At 60.2% G+C, this 25,240-nt stretch carries 16 protein-coding genes and 1 riboswitch; of the genes, 10 read left to right on the forward strand and 6 right to left on the reverse strand.

Annotated features, from left to right (window positions below; genetic code table 11):
• Positions 1 to 86 (reverse strand): GTP-binding protein (locus ACTNB1_RS02680; protein ID WP_330656708.1); only part of this gene is annotated, 86 nt, incomplete at its 3' end.
• 649 nt (positions 87 to 735) lie between these two features.
• Between ACTNB1_RS02680 and ACTNB1_RS02685 the strand changes: the two genes are divergently transcribed.
• The 8 genes from ACTNB1_RS02685 to ACTNB1_RS02720 all read left to right on the forward strand — a co-directional run bounded on the left by ACTNB1_RS02685 (position 736) and on the right by ACTNB1_RS02720 (position 15,688).
• Complete coding sequence (locus tag ACTNB1_RS02685; protein WP_441167742.1) at positions 736 to 5,913, forward strand: glycosyl hydrolase family 18 protein; 5,178 nt, start codon at positions 736 to 738, stop codon at positions 5,911 to 5,913.
• A gap of 169 nt (positions 5,914 to 6,082) precedes the next feature.
• A complete protein-coding gene (locus ACTNB1_RS02690) occupies positions 6,083 to 6,766 on the forward strand; it encodes a D-lyxose/D-mannose family sugar isomerase (protein WP_441167743.1) in 684 nt (227 codons plus the stop codon).
• A gap of 833 nt (positions 6,767 to 7,599) precedes the next feature.
• Complete coding sequence (locus tag ACTNB1_RS02695; protein WP_441167744.1) at positions 7,600 to 8,835, forward strand: DUF3798 domain-containing protein; 1,236 nt, start codon at positions 7,600 to 7,602, stop codon at positions 8,833 to 8,835.
• Positions 8,836 to 8,923: 88 nt separating this feature from the next.
• Positions 8,924 to 10,507: a sugar ABC transporter ATP-binding protein gene (locus ACTNB1_RS02700; protein WP_441167745.1), complete on the forward strand. Its 1,584-nt coding sequence runs from the start codon at positions 8,924 to 8,926 to the stop codon at positions 10,505 to 10,507.
• Between the two features lie 10 nt (positions 10,508 to 10,517).
• Positions 10,518 to 11,591 (forward strand): ABC transporter permease subunit, encoded by a 1,074-nt coding sequence (locus ACTNB1_RS02705; protein ID WP_441167746.1) that lies wholly within the window; start codon positions 10,518 to 10,520, stop codon positions 11,589 to 11,591.
• Positions 11,588 to 12,715 carry an ABC transporter permease gene (locus ACTNB1_RS02710; protein ID WP_441167747.1) on the forward strand — a complete coding sequence of 376 codons (1,128 nt, stop codon included), beginning with the start codon at positions 11,588 to 11,590 and terminating at the stop codon, positions 12,713 to 12,715. Before ACTNB1_RS02705 ends, ACTNB1_RS02710 begins: the two co-directional genes overlap by 4 nt.
• Complete coding sequence (locus ACTNB1_RS02715) at positions 12,712 to 13,185, forward strand: DUF6672 family protein (RefSeq protein ID WP_441167748.1); 474 nt, start codon at positions 12,712 to 12,714, stop codon at positions 13,183 to 13,185. The genes ACTNB1_RS02710 and ACTNB1_RS02715 overlap by 4 nt, the downstream gene beginning before the upstream one ends.
• Positions 13,186 to 14,221: 1,036 nt before the next feature.
• Entirely contained in the window at positions 14,222 to 15,688 is a 1,467-nt protein-coding gene (locus ACTNB1_RS02720; protein WP_441167962.1) for a glycogen synthase, read from the forward strand.
• Positions 15,689 to 15,766: 78 nt separating this feature from the next.
• Here the strand turns inward: ACTNB1_RS02720 and ACTNB1_RS02725 are convergent, their stop codons facing one another.
• The 5 genes from ACTNB1_RS02725 to ACTNB1_RS02745 all read right to left on the reverse strand — a co-directional run bounded on the left by ACTNB1_RS02725 (position 15,767) and on the right by ACTNB1_RS02745 (position 22,982).
• The gene (locus tag ACTNB1_RS02725) at positions 15,767 to 16,054 is read right to left on the reverse strand and encodes a hypothetical protein (protein ID WP_441167749.1); all 288 of its coding nucleotides are present in this window, start codon (positions 16,052 to 16,054) and stop codon (positions 15,767 to 15,769) included.
• A 124-nt stretch (positions 16,055 to 16,178) separates the two neighbouring features.
• A riboswitch (cobalamin riboswitch) is annotated at positions 16,179 to 16,364 on the reverse strand.
• Between the two features lie 114 nt (positions 16,365 to 16,478).
• Entirely contained in the window at positions 16,479 to 18,260 is a 1,782-nt protein-coding gene (locus ACTNB1_RS02730) for an NADH-dependent [FeFe] hydrogenase, group A6 (RefSeq protein WP_441167750.1), read from the reverse strand.
• Between the two features lie 5 nt (positions 18,261 to 18,265).
• On the reverse strand, positions 18,266 to 21,307 hold the full coding sequence (gene nuoF, locus ACTNB1_RS02735) for an NADH-quinone oxidoreductase subunit NuoF (RefSeq protein ID WP_441167963.1): 3,042 nt from the start codon (positions 21,305 to 21,307) through the stop codon (positions 18,266 to 18,268).
• Positions 21,308 to 21,354: 47 nt separating this feature from the next.
• Entirely contained in the window at positions 21,355 to 21,894 is a 540-nt protein-coding gene (nuoE, locus tag ACTNB1_RS02740; RefSeq protein WP_441167751.1) for an NADH-quinone oxidoreductase subunit NuoE, read from the reverse strand.
• A gap of 161 nt (positions 21,895 to 22,055) precedes the next feature.
• Positions 22,056 to 22,982 carry a LysR family transcriptional regulator gene (locus ACTNB1_RS02745; RefSeq protein WP_441167752.1) on the reverse strand — a complete coding sequence of 309 codons (927 nt, stop codon included), beginning with the start codon at positions 22,980 to 22,982 and terminating at the stop codon, positions 22,056 to 22,058.
• A gap of 163 nt (positions 22,983 to 23,145) precedes the next feature.
• On the opposite strand from ACTNB1_RS02745, the gene ACTNB1_RS02750 reads away from it, so the two are divergent.
• Together ACTNB1_RS02750 and ACTNB1_RS02755 are read left to right on the forward strand one after the other, a co-directional pair.
• Positions 23,146 to 24,222, forward strand: coding sequence for a DnaB-like helicase C-terminal domain-containing protein (locus ACTNB1_RS02750; protein WP_441167753.1), 1,077 nt, complete (start codon positions 23,146 to 23,148; stop codon positions 24,220 to 24,222).
• Positions 24,223 to 24,226: 4 nt separating this feature from the next.
• On the forward strand, positions 24,227 to 25,117 hold the full coding sequence (locus ACTNB1_RS02755; RefSeq protein ID WP_441167754.1) for a hypothetical protein: 891 nt from the start codon (positions 24,227 to 24,229) through the stop codon (positions 25,115 to 25,117).
• Positions 25,118 to 25,240 lie beyond the last annotated feature (123 nt).

Consider the following 25,240-nt stretch of genomic DNA (forward strand, 5'->3'; position numbering starts at 1 on the left):
GCTCCGCTGGCATATAGCAGGCTCTCCGTCAAGGTCGTCTTTCCAGCGTCTACATGGGCAAGAATTCCAATATTGATTATTTTCATGTGATTGTCCTCCCTTTACTGCCCCAAAGGGCATAAAAATCCCCAGCAGTAAAATACTTTTACCACTGGGGATTATAAGTTGCGGACATACACATATACAGCATACACCTGTTTGTGATTGCTGTTTTTGGGGATATGTCAAAATTGATAAGGCAAAAGTATTCTTAAATTGGGTACAAAAAACTAAGCCCCTACAAAAGGAGCTATCATAATCCTTTGTTCCCACTATTTGATTATAGTTTTATTTAAGAATACCTTGCCGCATATTTTTTACTCCTTTTCTGGATTAAATCATTGTATCACATCAGTTTTAGGAAAGCAAGTACCTAAAAGAAATTTTTCTTCCCCTTATATGTAACAATCATACCGGCTTCCTAGCGTTCAGAATGTTTTCTGCTGTCTGCTGTGGTGTTTGGTTGGAATTGTCCAACCAAAAGCCGATCCGTGGTGTTGTCTGCATTTTACTAAATACAAATTCAATGTATACAGAAAGATATAAGGAGTGGGAGGGATTCCGCCGTAGTTGGCATTGTAGGAAAATCCAAAAGTTTAGATTTTCCCACAATGCTTATCTTTTGGTCTTTGGTTCGGAATAGTGTAGTGCTGGCGGTCTATCTCTTGTTTTCGGTTGCTTGCTTCCTTACCGTACATGAGCATTGTTTCCGGAAATGAAACCACCGCCGGCGCCCACGACATCTATATCGAGTCCCAGGTGGAAGACGTGTACCAGACGGGGAAAGAGGGCTATGTCCTGGTCACGGATGAGAGCGGACTGAAGATCTACAGCTCCACCTATACCGGCTGCCTCTACGGCACCATCTCCGCCGAGCAGATGCTCTGGCTGGCGGAAGACAATCTGTCTGTTCCCATGGGCGTGATCCGCGATTTTCCCGCCTATGAAGTGCGGGGCGCCTTCCTGGACATCGCCCGTACGGACTACCGTCTGGATCTGCTGTACGATTACAGCGAGATCATGCTGTGGTATAAGATGAATGAGCTCCATGCCCATCTGGCGGACAACCGCTCCGTCAAAGACGGCAATGCCAACAGCCATCCTGAGGATTACGAGGGCTTCCACCGCCTGGAGAGCAAGGAGTTCCCCAGCCTGAAGCCTGAGACCAAGAAATCCGCGTCTATCGATCAAACCGCCACGGAGTATTTTGAGCAGGTCTATGAAGTGCCCTACTACACCCAGGAGGAGTGGAAGGACTTCCAGAAGCACAGCGAGGACCTGGGCGTTTACGTCCTCAACGAGCTGGACATGCCCGGCCATTCTCTGGCCTATAACCGGTATGCGGAGGAGAATCCCGACAACATCGACTGGCTGGAGGGCGGGACCGGCAACGCCACGGAGAAAGAGCTGCTGGATCTGATCGGCCCCAATGCCGAGCGTGCCCTGAAGTTTGCCCAGACGCTGTGGGATGAATACACCAGGGGCGACGATCCGGTGTTCCAGGGCGATATCGTCCACATCGGCGCCGATGAGTATTGGGACAGAGACGCGCAGGGCAAGACGGCCGAGGCCTTTGTCAACTTTGCCGAGACCATCCGCAAGACTGTGGCGGACAACGGAAAGAGCGACAAGGTGCGCATCTGGGCCTCCTTCGGCCGCATGCAGATCCCTGCGGAGACCCTGGCGGAGCTGGCGCCCTACTATCAGATCGATATGTGGAGCACCGGCAACGACGACCCTGTGGCTCGTTCCGCCCAGGGCTTTGAGATCGTCAACTGTGTGGACGCCTATATGTACGGCAATCCCGGCCGTGACCGCCGCGATATCGTGAACGCGGAATACGTATACGACAACTGGGATCCCACCGTTTTCGGCGGAAGCAGCAACCTGATGGTAGGCGATCCCAACCTGCTGGGCGGCAAGACGGCCCTCTGGGGCGACGAAAGCCAGGAGGGCATGATCGAGCTGGATATTCACCAGCGCATCATGCGCGCCATCCCGGTTACCAGTGAGAAGACCTGGGGCGGAACCGCGGAGGACGAGTCCTTCACCGAGTTTGAGCTGCGGGCCAATGAACTGGCCGAGGGTCCCGGCACCCAGATCGCCATGGATACCGAGAGCAAGAGCGCTCTGGTGGCCCACTACGACTTTTCCAACGTCTCCGAGGACGGCGGGACGGTCTACGACATCAGCGGCAATGGCTATGACGCTGCTCTTATCGGCGGCACCGTGGCGGACGGCTGGCTGACCTTCAGCGGCAGCGATCTGATGGAGACCCCCCTCAAGACCATCCCCTATCCCTTTACCCTGTCTTTTGATGTCAAGCTGACTCAGGCGGACATTGACGCCAATGCCGCCACCTACGGCGATGGTGACGCAACCAACGACGCCAACCTGTTTTCCGGCTATGACGGACGGCTCCAGCCCGCCGGATACAACGGGAACCTGAGCGGCGACGTGAATTACTTCACCCGCGACTTCAAATATCAGCTCCCCGCCGACCAGGAGGTCAATATCACGCTGGTTGGCACCATGCACGGCACAAAGCTGTATGTGGACGGCAAGCTGGAGACCTTCGTCTCCCAGAAGCAGTCCAACCAGGCTTCTTATCCGCCCAACAGCATGCAGAACGTGTTCTCCTCTTTCGTCCTCCCGCTGGAGCAGATCGGCGAGAACCTGCATGGCAGCCTGGCGGACATCCGGGTCTACAACAAGGCGCTCTCCGCGGAAGAGATAGCCGCTGAAGCCGGTCTGGCCGAGGGAGACGCGCTGGTCAACGTGGCCCAGGGCAACGGTGCCACCAGCTATCAGGGCGTGGCGCAGGACGGTCCTGACAACCGGCTCTACTATGCGGCCAAGGCTGTGGACGGCGACGGCTTCGACTTTACCAATCCCGCAGACGAGGGCGATAACAACAAGAACTCCGAGCTCAACTCCTGCTGGTATGGCTTCAAGGCGGACAGCTACCTCATTGTGGACCTGGGTCAGGAGCGCCGGGTGGACCAGGTGCTCATTCAGTGGAAGGGCAGCAACTATGCCCAGAAGTACCAGATCCAAACCTCCCTGGACGGCGAGAACTGGGATGAGGTCTACAACGGCACCGATGCTGACCGGGACGAAAACGGCGTGAGCCATGGGGCCTTTGACCAGCCGGTCTCCGCCCGGTACGTAAAATTCCAGGGTGTGCAGTTCAAAGGCAGCCGCTATGACATACAGGAGTTCCTGGTCTGCCAGCAGGTGGACAAGACGGAGCTGACCCAGCTGCTGCCGGATGCGGAAGAGGCAGCTGCTGAGCGCGGTCTGGGTCCCGACTCCACCGGCGACGACAAGGCGGCCTATGACGCCCTCGTCTTTGCCCGCGCTATGGCGGACAGCCCGCTGGCAACCTATGAGGACGTGCAGAACGCCATTGAAGGCCTGGACAGCCTGGGCGTGGAGAGCAGCAACTCCGGCCTGCAGTACATTTCCGTCAACGGCAAGACCATCACAGGCTTCCTGCCTGAGGAAACGGAATACACCTTTACCATCATGCCTCCTGAAACGGATCGCGTCCCCGAGGTGGAGGCCGTGCCCAACCGCCGGGATGCCAAGGTGGACGTGTCCGGACTGGGCGAGCTCCCCTGCCAGGTGACCATTACCGTGACCGCGCCTGACGGCGTGTCCCAGACTGTGTATACCCTGACCCTGGAAAAGGGACAGTACCGCACGGTGGGCTATTGCTTCGGGACCTATGGCGATGATAACGCCTTCTGGGATGTGGATCCCACAAAGCTGACCCATCTTGTCTATGCCTTTGGTCAGATCTACCATGATGAGAAGGTGAACGGCGACTACCGGCCCGGCGGGACGGTGGTACCAGAGGATCAGCCTGAGCTGCTGGGTACGCTGGCGCTGTCCGACGCTGTGCGCAGTGACCTGTCCCACATGGCAGAGCTGAAGGAGCAGAACCCGGAGCTCAAGATCATGCTCTCTGTGGGCGGCGGAACCTGCCCCGGCTGGGCGGACGCCACCGTGGATGCCGACGCGCGGGCAAAGCTGATCGCTTCCTGTGTGGCGGCCGTTGAAGAGTTCCAGCTGGACGGCATCGATCTGGACTGGGAGTTCCCGGGTCACGGAAACGCCATCAACCACAATCCCAACGATAAGGCAAACTTTGAGGCTCTGATCCGTGAAATGCGCGCCGCCCTGGGCGAGGACAAGATCCTGACCATTGCGGCGTCCTCCAAGGACTTCTATCTTACCACCTGCTGCGACCTGCCCTCCGTCATCGACGAGCTGGACTTTGTCAACGTCATGAGCTATACCATGACCACTTATCCCAACTGCTACCACAATTCCGCCCTCTATCCCTCCGAAAAGTTCCCCGCAGTGAATGTCCCCCTGGAGAGCTGCGACCAGGTCATGCGGTACTATACCGATGCCGGGATCGCGCCGGAAAAGCTGAATGTGGGCACTGCCTTCTTCAGCAAGATCCCTCCCGTGGCCGGAAATAAGCTGAATGTGGAAACCCTCAAGGCGGAGCTTGGGATCAGCGGGATCACGATGAACTACCAGCAGCTGCTGGAGAAGGTGCTGAATAATCCGGATACCAAGTTTGTACGGCAGTGGGACGAGGCAGCCAAGGTCCCGTATATGACCTATCCCGACAGCAACGGCGTGCCTCAGTTCGCCATCACCTATGAGGACCCGGAATCCCTGACCTATAAGGCTCAGTTCATCCAGCAGAACCAGTACGGCGGTGCTGTGATCTGGCAGCTGCGTCAGGACTACGACTACATCCTCCAGACTGCGCTGAGCGATGCGCTGAACGGAAAAGAGGACGTCACCGTCACCTTTGATTCCCAGGGCGGTAGCCCCGTGGGCGCCATCCATGCCAAGAAGGGCAGCACCATCCTCAAGCCGGAGGATCCCACCCGCAGCGGCTATTCCTTTGCCGGCTGGTACCGCGATGCTCAGTACACCAGCCAGTGGGACTTCCAGAATGACGTGGTGGAAGGCGACATGACGCTCTATGCCAAGTGGCAGGCAAACGGTTCCGGCTCCGGCTCCGGTTCGGTCTCCTCCTACGTAATCACGGTGGAAAAAGCGGACAACGGCGCGGTGAGTGCCAGCCAGACCCGCGCCACCAAGGGGACCACCGTCACCCTGACCGTGAAGCCTGACGCGGGCTATGTACTGAAGACCCTTGCCGCAACAGACAAAAACGGCGGCGAAGTCAAGCTGACCCGTAAAGACGACAGCCGTTATACCTTCGTCATGCCTGCTTCCAATGTGACCGTAACAGCCACTTTCGCCAAGGACGATAGGCCCGTGGACACCGGCCTGCCGTTTGTCGATGTGGATACCGGCGACTGGTTCTACGAGGCGGTAAAGCACGCCTATGACAGTGGCTTGATGGAGGGCACCAGCGACACCGTCTTTGCTCCCGGCATGACCACCAACCGGGCCATGGTCGTCACTCTCCTGTGGCGGCTGGAGGGAAGTCCCGCGGCAAAGAATGCCGCCGGCTTCGACGATGTGGCAGACGGCGCTTGGTACACTGAGGCGGTGCGCTGGGCAGCTGCCGAGGGCATTGTCAAGGGCTACAGCGACACCATGTTTGCGCCCAACGATACGGTGACCCGTGAGCAGTTGGCCACGATCCTGTACCGCTATGCGGCGTACAAGGGCTATGATGTGTCTGAGGAGGGCGATCTGACCGCCTTTGTGGACGGAGAAAAGACCTCTTCCTGGGCGGCTGAGGCTGCCGAATGGGCAGTGGGCGCCGGCCTGCTGTCCGGCAAGGGCGGCAACGTGCTGGATCCCACCGGCACAGCCACCCGGGCGGAAGTGGCCCAGCTCTTCCTGAACTTCTCCCAAAGCATGGGTAAATAAATTTGAACAGGAAGGGGGGGGGGGGCGCGCGGCACCCCCCCCCCCCCCCCCCCCCCCCCCCCCCCCCCCTTCCTGTTGTCTGTAATGCCCGCGTTTCTCTGGAATTGTGGTTGAGATGGGTTTATGGTAAAATATAAAATCATTTCCAAAAGGTAAGGTGGTCAAAGCCATGAAACGCAGTGAGATCAATGCCGCTTTGAAAGAAATGGAGCAGATGGTGAAGAAATACCACTTTGCCCTGCCGCCCTTTTGCAGCTTTACGCCGGAGCAGTGGCAGGAAAAGGGGCACGATTACGACGAGCTCCGGGACAACATGCTGGGTTGGGATATCACCGACTACGGCATGGGCAACTTTGATAAAATGGGATTTTCCCTTATCACCATCCGCAACGGCAATCTGAAGCTGGACAAGTATACCAAGACCTACGCGGAGAAGCTGCTGTATCTGAAGGAGGGCCAGTACTCTCCCATGCACTTCCACTGGTCCAAAATGGAGGATATCATCAACCGCGGAGGCGGCAACGTGCTGATCCGGGTATATCGTTCCACCCCTGAGGAGGACCTGGATCGGGAATCCGAGGTCCATGTCCACGTGGACGGCCGGGAAATGGTGGTACCTGCGGGCAGTCAGGTGCGGCTGACGCCCGGGGAGAGCATCACCATTTACCCCTACCTATACCATGACTTTGAGGTGGAGCCTGGCTCCGGGCCTGTTCTGCTGGGTGAAGTGAGCCAGTGCAACGACGACAATACGGACAACCGCTTTTATGAGACGCTGGGACGATTCCCCACCATTGAGGAGGACGAGCCGCCCTATCGTCTGCTGTGCAACGAATACCCCAGCGCCGAGTAAGGGGAGAGGGCCAGCGGCTCAAGGAAAGCCGGTACCGGCAAAAAGACGGCAAATTTGGTACAGCGTGCACAAACACAAATATGCCATAGATCAGAGCAGAAATCCAATAACTGAGAATCGGCTCCGGCTATGTAGTGCATGCACGGCCCTGTCTCCGGGCTGGACACACAGCCCTGCTGTTAAAGCCGGAATCCAACCATCCCCAGGTCAGCTTACCAAAAAGAACTCTTTTTGGAGATTCTTTTAAAGCCATAAGATACCACACTTGCTTGTTGCATAAAATGCTGGATAAAAATTCTTTTTTACCGAATACGGCCGCTGTGCTTAAAATCCAAATAGAAGGTCCAAAAGAGTCCTCGCCAACGGCGTGATGCCGATGGCGAGGGCTTTTTTACCCCGGTGAGAGAAGAATGCCGGTTTTAGGGCTTCCGCTTAAAAATTGCCATGCTTGGCAAAATGAGTTGCAATGTGTTCCGTTGTACTGCTGTTTTATCACAGTAAAGAGGTATAGAAAATATTTTTTGGGCGAAACAGATACTGATATTGATCTGACTGCTCTTTTCCGGAGGGTGTCTGCAGTCCCGCCCAATGATTGGAATGCCTTCCGAGCACCGGGGAGTTTCCGGCTTGTCAGCCTGTCTGCAATCGGGAAAATTTCCGAAATAAACCATACAATTATTTTCACTCAAAAGTGAATTGCGCAGCGGTTTTTCCAAGCGTACAAGGGGGCTTTTGATGTTGATAAATTATGAACTGAGTATTGACAAACTATGAACGTCTGTTATTATTAAACATATAGCCTTGGCAAGCTTTGCCGAAAATTGGAGGTATGTATGAAAAAAGCAGTTAGTTTCTTGCTGTCAGTAGCCATGCTGCTGGCCCTGGCCGCCTGCGGAAACGGTGGCAATCCTTCCGGCGCACAGAACAGTGCAGCTCCTTCCGGCTCTGAGGGCGACGACACGTTCAAGATCGGCATTGTTACCGGTACCGTCTCTCAGTCTGAGGACGACCGCCGCGGCGCCGAGGCCTTCCAGGCCATGTACGGCGAGGACCGCGTGGTCCTGGCTACCTATCCCGATAACTTCACCGACGAGGTGGAGACCACCATTCAGAAGATCGCCGGTCTGGCCGACGACCCCGACATGAAGGCCATCATTGTCAACCAGGCTGTTCCTGGCACCACTGAGGCTTTCCGTCAGATCAAGGAGCGCCGCCCCGACATCATCTGCATCGCCGGTGAGTCCCACGAGGACCTGCCCGAGATCGGCTCCGCTGCCGACCTGGTTTGTAACAACGACTTCGTGGCCCGCGGCTACCTGATCATCCGCACCGCTCACGAGCTGGGCTGCACCGACTTCGTGCACATCTCCTTCCCCCGCCACATGGCTTATGAGACCATGAGCCGCCGCGTGGCCGTCATGCAGAAGGCCTGCGAGGAGTTCGGCATGGAGTTCCATCAGGAGACCGCTCCCGATCCCACCTCTGACGTTGGCGTGGCCGGCGCTCAGGCTTACATCCTGGAGAAGGTGCCCGAGTGGGTTCAGAAGTACGGCACGCAGACCGCTTACTTCTGCACCAACGACGCTCACACCGAGCCCCTGCTGAAGCAGCTGTTCGAGTACGGCGGCTACTTCATCGAGGCTGACCTGCCCTCTCCTCTGATGGGCTATCCCGGTGCTCTGGGTCTGGACCTGACCGAGGAGGCCGGCGACTTTGAGAAGATCCTGGCTAAGGTTGAGAGCGCTGTTGTCGAGGCTGGCGGCGCCGGCCGGTTCGGCACCTGGGCTTACTCCTATGGCTACACCACTTCCGCTGGTCTGGCTCAGCACGCCATGAACGTCATCAACGGCGAGAGCGACCTGACCGATATGGACGACATCGCGAAGGCTTACGAGGTGTTCTCTCCCGGTGCTGAGTGGAACGGCTCCGGCTACACCAACGCCACCACCGGCGTGAAGTCCGAGAACATCTTCCTGGTGTATCAGGATACTTATATCATGGGCGATCCCGGCTACTACATGGGCTCCACCGACGTGGAAGTGCCCGAGGAGTACTTCACCACCGCCTAATCTATTTCTCCAATGGTTCATTCAAACAGCAGGGGGAGGAATTCTTCCCCCTGCTGTTTTCAAAGCATGAGAGGAGTAGAAGAACACTATGGAAAACAATAATGCTCCCTTGCTGGAAATGAGGAACATCAAAAAAGACTTCTTCGGCAACCAGGTGCTGAGCGATATCAATATCACCCTGAAGCCCGGTGAGGTACTGGGCCTTGTGGGTGAGAACGGCGCCGGCAAGAGCACGCTGATGAAGATTCTTTTTGGCATGGACGTCATTCGGGAGACTGGCGGGTATGAAGGCGAAGTTCGGATCAACGGACAGACTGTCAAATTTGCCACGCCCTTTGATGCACTGGCTGCCGGTATCGGCATGGTGCACCAGGAGTTTTCACTCATCCCCGGCTTTACCGCCGCTGAAAACATCCTGCTCAACCGGGAACCCACCAAGCGCAACATCGTCTCCGAGGTCTTCGGGCCCCGGCTGGACACCCTGGACTACAAGGCCATTTCGGAGCGCGCTGACAAAGCCATCGACAAGATGGGCGTCAAGATCAGCGCCGATATGGTCATCAGCGACATGCCCGTGGGCCACAAGCAGTTTACTGAGATTGCCCGCGAGCTGAGCAAGGAGCAGCTGAAGCTGCTGATTCTGGACGAGCCCACCGCTGTACTTACCGAGAAGGAGGCCGAAGCTCTGCTGGCCTCTATCCGGAACATGTCGGCCCAGGGCATCGCCGTTATTTTCATCACCCACCGCCTCCATGAGATCCTGTCCGTGTGTGACACCGTGGTCATCATGCGGGATGGCTATGTGGTGAAGGAGAGCCCCGCCAAGGAGCTGGACGTGCCGGAGATCACCCGCTGGATGGTGGGCCGGGACGTAAAGACCACCACCGCGGTTGAGGCGCGGGAGCTGCCCGACGCCAAGACCATCATGTCTATCCGCAAGCTGTGGGTGGACATGCCCGGCGAGACGGTGCGCAACATCGACCTGGACATTAAGGAAGGGGAGATCTTGGGCATCGGCGGCCTGGCCGGCCAGGGCAAGCTGGGTATTCCCAACGGCATCATGGGCCTGTATGAGGCGGGCGGCACGGTGGAGTTTGAGGGCAAGCCCATTCCCCTCAACAGCCCCAGAAAGTGCCTGGATTCCTCCCTGGCCTTCGTTTCAGAGGACCGGCGGGGCGTGGGCCTGCTGCTGGACGAGTCCCTGGAGTGGAACGTGGCTTTCTCCGCCATGCAGATCCAGGACAAATTCCTCAAGAAATTCGGCCTGTTCTCCTGGCGGGACGAGCGGGCTATCCGCGCTGTGACCAATCAGTACATCGAGCAGCTGCAGATCAAGTGCACCGGCTCCAAGCAGAAGGCCAAAGAGCTCTCCGGCGGCAACCAGCAGAAGGTATGTCTGGCCAAGGCTTTCGCCCTGCAGCCCAAGTTCCTCTTTGTCTCCGAGCCTACCCGGGGCATCGACGTGGGCGCCAAGGCGCTGGTGTTGGAGTCCCTCAAGCGGTTCAACCGGGAATACGGCGTCACCGTGGTGATCATCTCTTCCGAGCTGGAGGAGCTGCGCCAGTCCTGTGACCGGATCGCCATTGTTTCGGGCGGACGGATCGCCGGCATCCTGCCGGCCACCGAATCCTCCGAGGCCTTCGGCACGCTGATGGTCAGTCAGGTGGTATAAGGAGGACCTCATGGATAAGACATTGGAAAAGAAAAACGGGTTTAAAACCCTGCTGGACAGCTACGGCCTGCCCCGGTTGATCATCACCTGCTTCGTGGTGCTGCTGTTCATTATGGCCCCCATCGTGGGCGCTGACCTGACCATGCAGGTGGGCAACGTGATCAACCGCTTCAGCTGGAACGCGGTGCTGGTACTGGCTATGGTACCCATGATCCACTCCGGCTGCAGCCTGAACTTCGGTATTCCCCTGGGTATCATTGCCGGCCTGCTGGGCGGCACCCTGTCCATCCAGCTGGGCTTTACCGGAGCGGTGAGCTTCTTTGCCGCCATCCTGCTGGCCACCCCCTTCGCCCTGCTGCTGGGCGGCGGCTACGGCTGGCTGCTCAACCGCATCAAGGGCGGCGAAATGATGATCGCCACCTATGTGGGTCTGGCCTCCATCTCCTTCATGTGCATGATGTGGCTGCTGCTGCCCTACACCAGCCCCACCATGGTGTGGGGCCTGTCCGGCCAGGGCCTGCGTACCACCATTTCTCTGGACGGCTTCTACGGCGGAACTTTGGCCAACTTCCTGCGGATTCCCATTGACCCGGAGAGCGGCCTGTACTTCCCCACCGGCGCCATCCTGTTCTTCGCCCTGCTGGCCTTTGCCATGTGGGCGTTCCTGCACACCAAGACCGGCACCGCCATGACCGCCGTGGGCTCCAATCCCCAGTTCGCCCGGGCCTCCGGCATCAGCGTGAACAAGATGCGCCTGCTGTCGGTGATCATGTCCACTTGGCTGGGCGCGGTGGGCATCCTGGTCTATCAGCAGGGCTTCGGCTTCATGCAGCTGTATACTGCCCCCAATAATATGACCCTGCCCGCGGTGGCCGCCATCCTCATCGGCGGCGCGGCCGTCAATAAGGCGTCCATCCCCCATGTGATTATCGGCACCATTCTCTATCAGAGCGTAGTCACCCTGACGCCTACCGTCATGACTGCCATGATCCACATGGACGTGAGCGAGGTGGTGCGTATCATCGTCTCCAACGGCATGATCGTCTACGCGCTGACCCGCGTCATTAAGGGGGGGTCAAAATGAAACGGAAACAAACCTCCAAATTCAACTTAAAACGGCTGATTCAGGACAACTCCGTGCCCATCATGTTTATCCTGATCTGCCTGGTCTGCCTGCCTCTGGCGGGCTACTCCCCTGCCTACCTGCTTAACGAGCTGGTCACCCGTATGGGCCGCAACACCTTCCTGATCCTGGCCCTGCTCATTCCCATCATGGCGGGCATGGGCCTGAACTTCGGTATGACTCTGGGAGCCATGGCCGGTGAAATCGCCCTGATCCTGGTGGTTGACTGGCAGATCTGGGGTATCCCCGGCATCATCCTGGCTATGATCATCTCCATTCCCATCTCTATCCTGCTTGGCCTCTTCTGCGGCAATCTGCTGAATAAGGCCAAGGGCCGTGAGATGGTCACCAGCTACTTCATCTCCTACTTTATGAACGGCGTCTACCAGCTGGTGGTGCTGTTCCTGATGGGCTCTGTTATCCCCATCATGCACAACACCCTGAAGCTGCCCCGGGGCTACGGTGTCCGCAACACCGTCAGCCTGCTGAGCATGCGTCAGCAGCTGGACAACCTGCTGGCCATCAATGTGGGCGGCGTCAAGATCCCGGTGCTCACCTTTATCATCATTGCGGTGCTCTGCCTGGTCATCGTCTGGTTCCGGCGCACCAAGCTGGGCCAGGACATGCGTGCGGTGGCTCAGGACATGGAAGTGGCCCGGGACGCCGGCATCAATGTGGACCGCACTCGTATCATCGCCATCGTGATGTCCACGGTGGTGGCGGGCTTCGGCATGATCATCTATCTGCAGAACCTGGGCAACTTCCCCACCTATACCGCCCATGTGCAGATCGGTACCTTCAGCATCGCGGCCCTGCTGGTGGGCGGCGCATCGGTGGAGCGGGCCTCCATCGGCAACGCCTTCCTGGGCGTGTTCCTGTTCCACATGATGTTCATTCTGGCCCCCGAGGCCGGTACCACCATCACCGGCGACTCCATGATCGGTGAGTATTTCCGTACCTTCGTGTCCTACGGCGTTATCACCGTGGCCCTCATCATGTATGAGACCAGAAAGCGCCGGGTCAAGAGCCAGACCGGCTATCTGCTGGCCCTGGCCCAGAAGGAAGAGGAGGCGAGGGCAAAATGAAAAGCCGCAGACTGCTCTTCCGGATCCTGCTGATTGTGGTGCTGGTGGCTATTGCCGGCGTAATGATGGTCATTGGCCGTGGACACACGGTATACTTTGACAACAAGACCGTGGAGTATCAGGGCACCACCTACGAGGCGCCTTACAAGATCGAGATCCATGTGGGCAACAACGCCGATGGCGATGCCCTCTCCAAGCTCTACGAGAACGAGCGGGCCTCGGCCGACCAGATCGGCCAGAAGATCACCGTTACTCTGATCGTCACCCAGGAGAAGGGCGGCGATGAGGAGGCACCGGTGACCTACACCATCCCTCTGCCTTACGGCATGGACGGTCCCATCATCAACCTGCCCGCCTACCTGGCCGGGCTGCCGGAGGAGGCTTACCTCTCCGAGTTTATCCCCGTTGTTACCGAAGAGCCCGAGGAGACCGTGGTCATTGACGACGGCATGGGCATGGGCGATTTCTGATCGTACAAAAGCGACCCTGTCTGCATGAAGCAGACAGGGTCGCTTTATCTTTGAGTTGTACCTGTGAGTTTGGATGCAGGTTCTATAAAAGGCAAGCACTTCCATCTGTCCAAATTTGCACCAGTGTGGTATGATACAGGAGAACCCGCAGACCAATTCCGGTTCGTATGGAAGAAAAAGAGGCCGTCCATCTGGCCTTGTTTGGTAAAAATATGGTTTTTGCCTGAAATCTGCCAAAAAGGGCTGTCAAAACTGAGGCTGATGAGTTATATTTTTGCCGATAGCAAAGACCTGCCTTTGTGCTGCCTCCTGTTCCGGTAGAGGCGCCAGGGCCTGATGATGATAGCAATGTGTGAAAGGAAGGTTCATGATGGCACGTGAAAAAGCGGATTCCATGAACGTAAAGAAGACCGCATCCAAAAAGAAAACTGAGACTGCGGCGTCGAAGACTACTCCCGCAGTGGGAAAAGCTGCCCCCGTAGTGGAAAAGGCCGCTCCCGTGGAGGAGAAGGCTGCCCATGTGGTGGAGAAGGCTGCCCCTGTGGTGGAGAAGGCCGATCCTGTAGTGGAGAAGGCCGCTCCCGTGGAGGAGAAGGCCGCCCCCGTAGTGGAGAAGGCCGCCCCCGTAGTGGAAAAGGCCGCCCCCGTAGTGGAAAAGGCCGCCCCCGTAGTGGAGAAGGCCGCCCCCGTAGTGGAGAAGGCCGCCCCCGTGGTGGAGAAGGCCGCCCCCGTGGTGGAGAAGGCTGCCCCTGAGGTGGAAAAGGCTGCTCCCGCCGAGGAAAAGGCGGAGCCCACGCCCAAAAAGACGACCAGAAAGAAGGCTGCTCCCGCAGCCAAGAAGACCGCCGCTGCGGAGAAGAAAACTGCTTCTGCCCCGAAGAAGACGGCTGCTGCCAAGAAGAGCTCTGCTGTGAAGAAAGCTGCCCCTGTTGAGGAAAAGACCGCTCCCGTTGAGGAGAAGACAACTCCTGTGGTGGAGGCTGCTCCCGTGGAGGAGAAGGCTGCCCCTGTGGTGGAGACCGCACCTGTGCAGGAAGTGCCCAACCTGCCCCGCCGGAGCGTGGCATTCATCGGTTCGGAGTGTCATCCCTTTGTCAAGACGGGAGGCCTGGGGGATGTAATGTACGCTCTGCCCCGGGAGCTGGCCCGGCTGAACTGTGACGTCCGGGTGATTCTGCCCCGCTATGCCTGCATCCCTCAGGAGTATCAGAACAAAATGGTCTACCGGGGCGAGTTCTACATGGACCTGGGCAAGACCGGACGCAATTACTACGTGGGGATCATGGAGTACATCTGGGACGGCGTCGTGTACGACTTCATCGACAATGAGGAGTTCTTCTCCTGGGGCAACCCCTACACCAATCTGGTGGACGACATCCCCAAGTACTGCTTCTTTAGCAAGGCCGCTCTGGCTGCCCTGAACTATATGAACTGGATTCCCGACGTGGTCCACTGCCACGACTGGCAGGCCGCTCTGGTGCCGGTGTATCTGCGCACCCTGTTCAAGGATTCCCCGGTTGGCCGCGCCAAGTCGGTCATCACCATCCACAACCTCCGCTTCCAGGGTGTGTACAACATCCCCACCATCCAGTACTGGTCCGGCCTGCCTGACGAGGCGTTCGGCATGGGCGCTCTGAAGCAGGACTGGGTGGAGGCCAACATGCTCAAGGGCGGCCTGGCCTACGCCGACCGCATCACTACCGTCAGCGGTACCTACGCCTGGGAGATCCAGACCAGCGAATATGGCGAGCGGCTGGAGGACCACCTGCGCTATCACAGCGGCAAGCTTCGGGGCATCGTCAACGGCATTGACTACGACATGTGGAACCCGGAGACCGATCCCGCCCTGGCGGAAAACTACGGCCTGGGCAACGTGCTGGACCACAAGATGGCCAACAAGCTGGCTCTCCAGAAGGAACTGGGCCTGGAGCAGGATACTGGTAAGTTTGTCATTGGCCTGATCTCCCGTCTTACCAATCAGAAGGGGCTGGACCTGGTCAACGCCATCATTCCCCAGGTGCTGGACGGCAACACACAGGTGGTGGTTCTGGGTACCGGTGACAAGCAGTACGAGGACGCCTTCCGGGGCTACGAGGGAGCCTACAAGGGTACCTTCAGCGCCTGCATTCAGTATGACGAGGGGAGAGCTCACCGCATCTACGCCGGTGCTGACGCCCTGCTGGTGCCCTCCCGCTTTGAGCCCTGCGGACTGACCCAGCTCAACGCCATGCACTACGGCACCCTGCCCATTGTCCGGGAGACCGGCGGACTGAAGGACACCGTGGAGCCCTACAACGAGTTCAACGGCGAGGGCAACGGCTTTACCTTTGACCGGTATGACGCGGGCCTGCTGCTGGGCGCCATCAACCGGGCCAAGACCCTCTACTTCAACAACCGCTATCACTGGGACGAGGTGGTCCAGCGGGATATGGCGAAGGACGTCTCCTGGGAGCGGTCGGCCAGACAGTACAAGGACCTGTATCTGGAACTGACTCAGTGGTAAGACGCTGAACGCTGACATAATACACGTAAAAAACCTGCCGCAGATCATCTGCGGCAGGTTTTTTGTATCAACGTGCCTTCAGGACTTTGCTTCCGGTGTGACCGAGCGGGATGGGGAAATACGGTCTGCCTGCCGGAAGGCGCTGCCCAGAGAGCCAAAGGAGGCGGCCAATCCCATGCGCAGATAGGGGGGCAGCTCCTCCCGCAGCGGCATGCGTCCCAGTCGGGTGCGCAGAGCCTCCAGCACCGCCAGCTGAGCCTGCTGCTCCGGCGTTAGGGGAAGCACCGGCTGAGACGGGCGAGCAGTTCTCGGCTGAGGCCGCTTTGCCCAGTCGCGGAAGGGATGCCGCTGTGTCTTTTTTTGCATGGTGTGCTCCTCCTTTCGTCCGTATGCCCGCCGGGGCAATAAAAAAGTCCGCTTTCCGGAGAAAGCGGACTGCCAGGCTGTCAAAGCGCGACAACGCTGGACAGGCCTCTTTCTGCGGAAGATTCCCATCCGCCCGTTCCAAGCAGGTTTCCTGGCTCACGGCTCCACGCTTGCCGCGCCTTCTCGTCCCGTGGGCGGGACAATGGCGGTGCTGCGGCTCGCTCCCCGTTTACAGTGACCGGATCGCTCGGGATTTACACCCGATTCCCTTTTCACCCAGCAGAACTGGGCACTTGGAGGGCTGTTTTATCTTTAAATCCATTCTAAGGGATGGGACTGGTGCTTGTCAAGGCCCACGAGCACCGAGCACATATGTATGCCGGAAGCGGGCGGGCGCCTTGGCGTCCGCCCGCTTCTGTTCCAGTCACTTGACCAGTTCGTTATACAGTCCTCTGGGGGTATAGGTGGTGTGGAGCAGCTCATGGGACCTGTGACCGCAGGGCTGGCCCAGGTACTCCTCATACAGCTTCAGCAGATCGGGGTTCTCGTGGCTCTTACGGAGGGTCTTGGACTCGTCCTCGCTGTACAGGGCCCGCATCCGCTTCTCCCGGTAGCCCTCCTCCCGGTTCCGGGGCTGGCCACCGCCGTTAATACAGCCGCCGGGACAGCCCATGACCTCGATAAAGTGGTAGGGGGAGGTGCCTGCCGCTACGTCCCGCATGAGGATGTCCGCCCCCTTCAGGCTGGAAGTGACCGCAATGCGGGCGGTGACGCCCTCCAGGAAGGAGTACTCGGGCAGCACGTTCTCAAAGGTCACTGCCGCCTCCTTTACCAGCTCCAGGCCCACAATGGGGGCCACGTGGAGGCCGTCGAAGGGCAGCTCCCGACCGGTGGTCAGCTCGTACACGGTGCGCAGGGCGGCCTCCATCACGCCGCCGGTGACGCCGAAAATGTCGGCAGCGCCGGAGCACAGGCCCAGGGGATCGTCAAACTTCTCGTCGGGCAGGTTAACAAAGTCGATGCCGGCGGATTTAATCATCCGGGCCAGCTCCCGGGTGGTGAGCACCGCGTCCACGTCCCGGCGGCCCACCACCTCCATCTCCGGACGCTGGATCTCGTACTTCTTGGCGGTGCAGGGCATGACGGAGATCATGTAGATGTCAGCCGGGTCGATGCCCACCTTTTCCGCGTAGAAGGACTTCACCAGGGCCCCCATCATGGTGTGGGGGGACTTGCAGGTGGACAGGTGGTCCAGCTCATTGGGGAAGGCGTGCTCGATGTGCTTGATCCAGCCGGGGGAGCAGGAGGTGAGCATAGGCAGCACCGCATCCCCGCCGGTGAGGGCAGACTTCAGCCGCTGGAGCAGTTCGGTGCCCTCCTCCAGGATGGTCAGGTCGGCGGCAAAGTCGGTATCGAATACGTGGTCAAAGCCCAGGGCGTGGAGGGCGGCGGCGATCTTGCCGGTGCAGCGGGTGCCGGTGGGCATCCCGAACTCCTCGCCCAGAGCGGCACGGACCGCGGGGGCCACCTGGATGACGGTGACCTTCTTCTCATCCTCCAGGGCCCGCCAGACAGGCTGGATGGCGTCGGTCTCGGTCAAAGCCCCGGTGGGGCAGACGGAGACGCACTGGCCGCACATAGCGCAGGCGGTGGAGTTGAGGGGCAGGCCCATGGCGGGGGAGATGACGGTGTCAAAGCCCCGGTTCTGGGCGTTGATGGCCCCCACCTCCTGGATCTGGTTACAGACCGTGACGCACCGGCGGCACAGGATGCACTTGGAGGTGTCCCGGGTGATGGAGGGGGACACGTCCACATGGCAGGGACCCATCTCGCCGGAAATGCGGGCTTCGGTGACTCCCAGCTCCTGGCCCAGAGCCTGGAGCTCGCAGCTCTGGTTCCGGGAACAGGACAGGCAGTCCTTGGGGTGGTTGGAAATCAGCAGTTCGTATAGCATCTTCCGCTTGGCTCTTACCTTGGGGCTGTTGGTGTGGATCACCATGCCCTCCCTGGCCTTCACCATGCAGGAGGCCTGGAGGTTGCGCATGCCCTCCACCTCCACCACGCAGATGCGGCAGGTGCCGTACTGGTGGACGTCCTTCAGGTAGCAAAGGGAGGGGATGTGGATGCCGTTCTGCCGGGCGGCCTCCAGGATGGTGGAGCCCTCCTGGGCCTGACACGGCTTTCCGTTGATGGTCAGATTCAGCATCTTCCTTACCTCCTATCGCAGTGCAGGCAGCGCAGGCACTCGGCCATGGCGTCCAGATTGTGGTAGCCCTGGGCCACCTCGCGGAAATTGTCCACCCGGTCTTCCACGCCCAGGCAGCGGGTGGGGAAGCGGTCGTGGGCTTCCACGTCGCCCACGGGGATGACGGGGATGTCGATCTCCTCGCCCTTGTTCAGCACGCCGGCGCCGCCCAGATAGCGGTCGATGCCCGCGGCGGCCTTCTTGCCGTCGGCGATGGCGTTGATGACCACCCGGCTGCCGTGGGCGGCCGCGTCGCCGCCGGCAAACATGCCGGGCCGCTTGGTCTCACCGGTGAAGCGGTCGGTGGCAAAGTTCTTGCCGCCCTCGTCGGTGGGCAGGGTGTTGGCGTCCAGACCCTGGTTGACGGCGGCCACCACCCCGTCGCAGGGGATGTCAAACTCGGAGCCGGGGATGTGGCGGCTGCGCATGCGGCCGTCCTTGCCGAAGTCGGCCAGCTCCCGGCGGACCAGCCGGATGCCGGTGACCTTGCCGTTCTCCCCCAGGATCTCCACGGGAGAGGCCAGCTCGATGAGGTTGATGCCCTCTTCCCGGGCCTCGGCAACCTCCTCCGCGCCGGCGGGCATCTCGTCCACCGTGCGGCGGTAGGCCACGGTGACCTCCTCCGCCCCCAGGCGGCGGGCGGTGCGGGCGCAGTCCATGGCGGTGGAGCCGCCGCCGATGACCACCAGACGGCGGGGCACGGTGCGGTCCACATGGAGGCCCACCCGGCGCAGGAAGGCCAGACCGCTTTCCACGCCCTCCAGGTCCTCGCCGGGAACGTCCATGCGCATGGGCTTCTGGGTGCCGATGGCCATGTACACTGCGTCGCTGCGCTCCATGAGCTCGTTGACCGTCATGATGCAGCCGGCACGGGAGCCGATGCGGGAATTGGTATGGATGGTGACGCCCGCCTCCTCAATGGCGGCGATTTCCTTGGCCAGCACCTCGTTGGGCAGGCGGTACTCGGGGATGCCCCAGTACAGCACGCCGCCGGCCACGGCATCGGCCTCGTACACGTCCACCTTGTGGCCCAGCTTGGCCAGATAGTAGGCGCAGGTGAGGCCGGAGGGACCGGCGCCCACCACCGAGACATGCTTGCCGGTGGGCGGGTTGGGCTTGACGGGGGGTACTTCATACTCGCCGCTGAGCACGTGGTCGCCCACGAACCGCTTGATGGAGCAGATGGCCAGGGGTTCATCCACCTGGGAGCGGCGGCAATGCTGCTCGCAGGGGTGGGTACACACACGGCCGCAGACAGCGGGGAAGGGATTGTCCTGACGGATGAGCCGGTAGGCGTCCCCCAGACGGCCGGAGGCCACCAGGGACAGGTAGCCGGGCACGTTGACCCCGGCGGGACAGGCATTGCGGCAGGGGGAGGTATACAGCTCGGAGCACACCCCGGCGTCGCAGTGCTTGGCCTTGATGTGGGTCTCGTACTCCTCCCGGAAGTAGCGGATGGTGGACAGAACGGGGTTGGAAGCGGTCTGGCCCAGGCCGCACATGGCGGTCTGCTGCAGGGTGGAGGCCAGCTCCTCCAGCATCTCGATGTCGCCCTCCTGGCCCTTGCCCTGGGTGATCCGCTCCAGGATCTCCAGCATCCGCTTGGTGCCCACCCGGCAGGGCAGGCACTTGCCGCAGCTCTCGTCCCGGATGAAGTCCATAAAATACCGGGCGGTGTCCACCATGCAGGTGTCCTCGTTCATGACGATCAGGCCGCCGGAGCCCATGATGGCTCCCAGGGCGGACAGGGACTCGTAGTCCACCGTCACGTTCAGGTGCTCCTTGGTCAGGCAGCCGCCGGAGGGGCCGCCGGACTGGATGGCCTTAAAGCCCTTGCCGTCCACGATGCCGCCGCCGATCTTGTACACGATGTCGCCCAGCACGGTGCCCATGGGCACCTCGATGATGCCGGCGTTGACGATGGCGCCCGCCAGGGCAAAGACCTTGGTGCCCTTGCTCTTCTCGGTGCCGAAGGAGGCATACCAGGCCGCCCCGTTGAGGATGATGGGGGCCACGTTGGCCAGGGTCTCTACGTTGTTGATGATGGTGGGCTTTTCAAACAGGCCGGACTCGAAGGGGAAGGGGGGCTTTTGGCGGGGTTCGCCTCTCATACCCTCGATGGAGGCCAGCAGGGCGGTCTCCTCGCCGCAGACGAAGGCGCCGGCGCCAATGCGGATCTCCAGGTCGAAGCTGACTCCGGAGCCCAGAATGTCCTGGCCCAGCAGCCCGGCGGCCCGGGCCTGGTCGATGGCGGCGCCCAGCCGCTCCACCGCCAGGGGGTACTCCGCCCGGACGTAGACGTAGCCCTTGTCGGCCCCGATGGCGTAGCCGCCCAGCAGCATGCCCTCAATGATGGAGTGGGGATCACCCTCCAGCACCGAGCGGTCCATGAACGCGCCGGGGTCGCCCTCGTCGGCGTTGCAGACGATGTACTTCTGACCCTTGGGGGCCTTCATGCCGGCCTCCCACTTCACGCCGGTGGGGAAGCCCGCGCCGCCCCGGCCCCGCAGGCCGGAGGCCTTCATCTCCTCCACCACCTGCTCCGGGGTCATGGTGAGCAGGGCCTTGGCGGCGGCGGCGTAGCCGTCCCGGGCGATGTAGGCGTCCAGGGAGGCGTACTCCATCCGGCCGCAGTTGCGCAGGGCGATACGCACCTGCTCCTTAAAGAAGCTGATGTCGTCCAGCTTGGGTACCCGCTTCTTCTGATAGCTGTCCCAGAAGGTGTACTCCTCTACCACCTGGCCGCCCACCAGATGGCGCTCCACCACGTCCCGGACCTTCTCCGGGTCCATGGAGGTGTAGAAAATGCCGTCGGGCTCCACCAGCATGACGGGACCAGCGGCGCAGGTGCCCATGCAGCCGGTGACCAGCACATTCACCGAGTCGGTGAGGCCGTGGTCGGCCAGGGCCTGGTCCAGGGCCTCCCGTACCTCCTGACAGTGGGAGGACACGCAGCCCGCGCCGCCGCACACCAGCACCTGCCAGGCGCACTTGCTCTGCTGGGCCAGATAGCTCTCCTTGATGCGGCTCAGGTCCGCAGTTGAACGCACAAGGCTCACGGTTCCGTCCCCCCATTCTCATCATATCGGGCCAGAATACTCTCCAGCCGCTCAGGCTTGACCTGTTTATACACCGTGTCGTCGATGGACATGGCGGGGGCCAGGCCGCAGGCGCCGATGCACCGGGCTACCTCCAGGGTGAATTTCCGGTCGGCGGTGGTGTCCCCCACCTTTACGTCCAGCAGCTCCTGGAGCCGCTCCACGATCTTCTTGCCGCCCCGGACGTAGCAGGCGGTGCCCAGGCACACCCGGATGGTATGCCTGCCCCTGGGCTGGGTGGAGAAGAAGGAGTAGAAGGTCACCACGCCGGAGACCTGAGACAGAGGGATCTCCAGCTCGTCGGCCACGATCTTCTGCACCTCAATGGGCAGGTACCCGTAAATGGTCTGGGCCATATGCAGCACCTGAATGAGGGAGCCCTCTTTTCCCCGGTACTCCCGGGCCAGGGTGCGGATGCGCTCTTGCAGGACCTCTTCACTCTCCGCGCCGCAGCCGCAGCAGCAGGTGCACTGGCTCTCCGTTGCCTTTTGAGACATGCCTCAACACCTCGTTTTCCTGAAAAAATTTTATCCCATCTAATAAAATGAGAGGAATCTAACAACAGGCTACCACAGAGCGGCGGAAAATGGAAATTCCGTTTTTGGGGCCGTAATACAAAAAATAAATAAACCGCCCGGTTCAAGTTCCGGGCGGCTTGTTATTCGGGGGAGGAGAGCTGAGCCATGTGCTGCTGCTTGACCTCTGCCCGGCACAGGCGGAGGAAGAGCCCCACGGCGGGGTTGGGGGTGTCTGCCCGGGCCAGGGCGGCCAGCCGGAACAGGCCGGTGGTGCCGGTGACCTGGATGGCCCGCAGGCCGGGCTGGGGGGTGTCGGGGTAGTAGCAGCGGGGGAGAAGGGCCACCTGATCGTCCAGCTGTACCCGCAGTAGGGCGGCCTCCAGCCGCTCCCCGGTGTAGGTGACGGCGGGGCTTACCCGGCAGGAGTGGAAGAGCTGATTCATCAGGGCGGGAAAAGCCACGCTGCCCCGGCTTTGGGGGACCAGCAGCCGTTCCCGGGCCAGCTCTGCCGGCGTCACCGATGCCCGGCCGGCCAGGGGATGTCCCTCGCCCACAGCGGCCAGCAGGGGCACGGGACACAGGGTCACCCCCTGGAGGGTGGAGGGGAGGGCCTCCCCGGTGCACAGCCCCACCGCGGCGTCCAGCATCCCGTCCTCCAGCGCTTCCACCAGGGATTCTCCCTGCTGAAAGGACACCAGCCGGACGGAGATCAGAGGATAGGCCTCCCGAAATTTCTGGAGCAGGCCGGGCCAGGGCCCGCTGCCGTAGGTCCAGCGGTAGCCCAGGATGAGGCTGCCTGCCATGCCGTCCCGGTACTCCTGGAGCCGGCGGCAGGCGGCGTCGTACCGGGCCAGGACGGCCCCCGCCTCTTTGAGAAACAGAGCCCCCGCCTCGGTGAGGGACACTGACTGCCGGTCCCGGCGGAACAGCTGCACCCCCAGCTCCTCCTCCAGCTGCACGATGTGGCGGCTGAGGGTGGGCTGGGTCAGATTCAGCTCCTGGGCGGTCCGGCTGAAGTTCAGGTGCCGGGCCAGCAGGTCAAATTCCCGCAGCAGATTCAGATCCAATGCCGACCCCCCTTAAAACTAAAACAATCAGTTTAGTTTTTTATACCATATTATTCCGTTCTTTGCAAGGGCGTCCGGCCCCTTTCACAAACTTTGACTTTATCTGCCATCCGTGATAGCATAAAACCAATCAACCATGGTTTTGGATAAGGGAGCGATGGACATGGCCGAACGCGATACACAGTATCCGGAAAAGCAGTTGGGGAGGACCCTCAGCGACTGCGCCGCTCTGTTCACCAGGGAGGAGATCGGCAGCGTGTCTGCCGAGCGGGTGCCCACCGGCTTTCCCTCTCTGGACCGGAGCCTGAATGGCGGTTTGTTTAACGGCCTGTTTGTGCTGGGCGCGGTGCCTGGTCTGGGCAAGTCCACCCTGGCCCTCCAGATTGCCTATAACCTGTCCGGCAGGGGCTACCCGGTACTCTACTTTGCTCTGGAGATGAACCGGGCCTGGATCACCGCCAAGGCCCTCTGCCGGGCCGACTTTGCCCTCCATCGCCAGCCTGGCTTTCAGGCGGCCGACCTGCTGAACATGGGAAGGCGGTTTTCCGACGGGGAGTGGGAGCGGATCAGTCAAGCCAGGGGGCTGGTGGAGCGGGAGGGCCGCAACCTCTACCTCTATGAGCAGGGACCGGACCTCACCCATATCGGCCAGATCCGGGAGCACATCCGGCAGTTCCGGGAGGGGTACCAGGCGGCGGGCGGAAACCGCCCCATCCTGGTGGTAGTGGACTATTTGCAGATCCTTACCCCCCGGGACCCTGCCATGAAATTCAGCGACAAGCAGATTGTGGACGACAACGTCCGGGAGCTGTGCGCCATCCGGGACCAGGAGCAGGTCATGATCCTGCTCATCAGTGCCCTGAACCGATACAGCTATAATAAGGAGATCTCTCTGGAGAGTTTTAAGGAGTCCGGCTCCATCGAATACTCCGCCGACGTAATCCTGGGCATGCAGTACCAGGGCATGGAGAAGAACAAGGGAAAGGTTGCACTCACCCTGGATGACGCCAAGAACCGGAACCCCCGGCAGCTGGAGCTGTCCCTGCTGAAGATGCGCTACGGCCAGGACGGAGTGCGCATTCCTCTGGAATTTTACAGCGGCAGCTCCTACTTCCAGGAGCCGGAGGGAGCCGCGCTGGCACAGCCTGCCCGGATTCGGGAGCTACGGGAGCGCTTTGCCGCCTGGCCCGTCCAGTATCACGACGGTTTTCATCAAAAAGCCCGGCGGCTGAGGGGGTGAGGGTATGGAACAGTTTATTATGAACAACTGCAAGATCGCCAATGAGCTGCGGAAATACCGGGACCTCACCGGCTGCGTCAACCGGGTCAGCCTGTCCGACGACCCTGAAAACTACGCCGACTACGTCATTACTCAGGAGCTGTCCTACCTGGACATGGTGACGGCCAACGCAGTCTATTCCCTGTGGCGGTCCGGGGAAGGGAAGAACGGCTTCCGGGCGGAAACCATCGGCCAGATCATGGCGGGGGACATGGACCGGCGGCTGCGGCCGGAAAAGCAGGACGAGGTGGAGGCCCGTCTGCAAAGGCTGGCCAAAACAGAGCTGTACATCCTGGCTGACCACGACCAGCAGGCTAAGCAGGAGGCCTATGAGGGTCCCTTCCTGCCCATTACCTGGGAGAGCGGCAAAAGCAGGCTGCGCTTCCACTTCCGGGACGAGGGACAGATGCCTCTGTATCAGTACGCCGAGGATCGGGGCCAGCTGATCCGGCTGTCCGTCAGCCTCCTGCGGGACGACGAAAAGCAGGGGCAGACCAAGCTCAACAACAATGACCGCACCCTGTTGCTGCGGCATTATCTGCTTCAGGAGCTGGAGATCGTCCGCTACCCGGCCAACCGGGTGGACCGGCGGGAGCTCCGCCTGCTGAAACGGGACGAGGCGGGCAACGAGTACGGCCTGCTCTGGACCCTGGGCCTGACGGCAGAGGAAAAGAACCAGACCGCCGAGGTGAAACGGGCCCAGCAGACCATGGAACAGCTGATGGACAACTGGCGGAAAAGCGGTTATGTAACAGAAGAGGAGTATCAACCCCTTCCTCCGGAAAAAGGTTACGGTCTGCTGCTTCTGGGCTGTGACAAACCGGAGAAGAAGCGAAACAAAAAAGATAAAAGCTGATATAATCCAGTTTTAACCATCTTTGTATCGGCTGGGGCGCAATGGATTGCGGATTGTTGCGTCCCTATAATCTACTAAGATAGAATGGGATAGAACAAGTTACAGAACTTCGTTCTGACCCCA

The sequence above is a fragment of the Flavonifractor sp. HCP28S3_F3 genome (assembly GCF_052065355.1).
In the GTDB taxonomy this organism is placed as follows: domain Bacteria; phylum Bacillota; class Clostridia; order Oscillospirales; family Oscillospiraceae; genus Flavonifractor.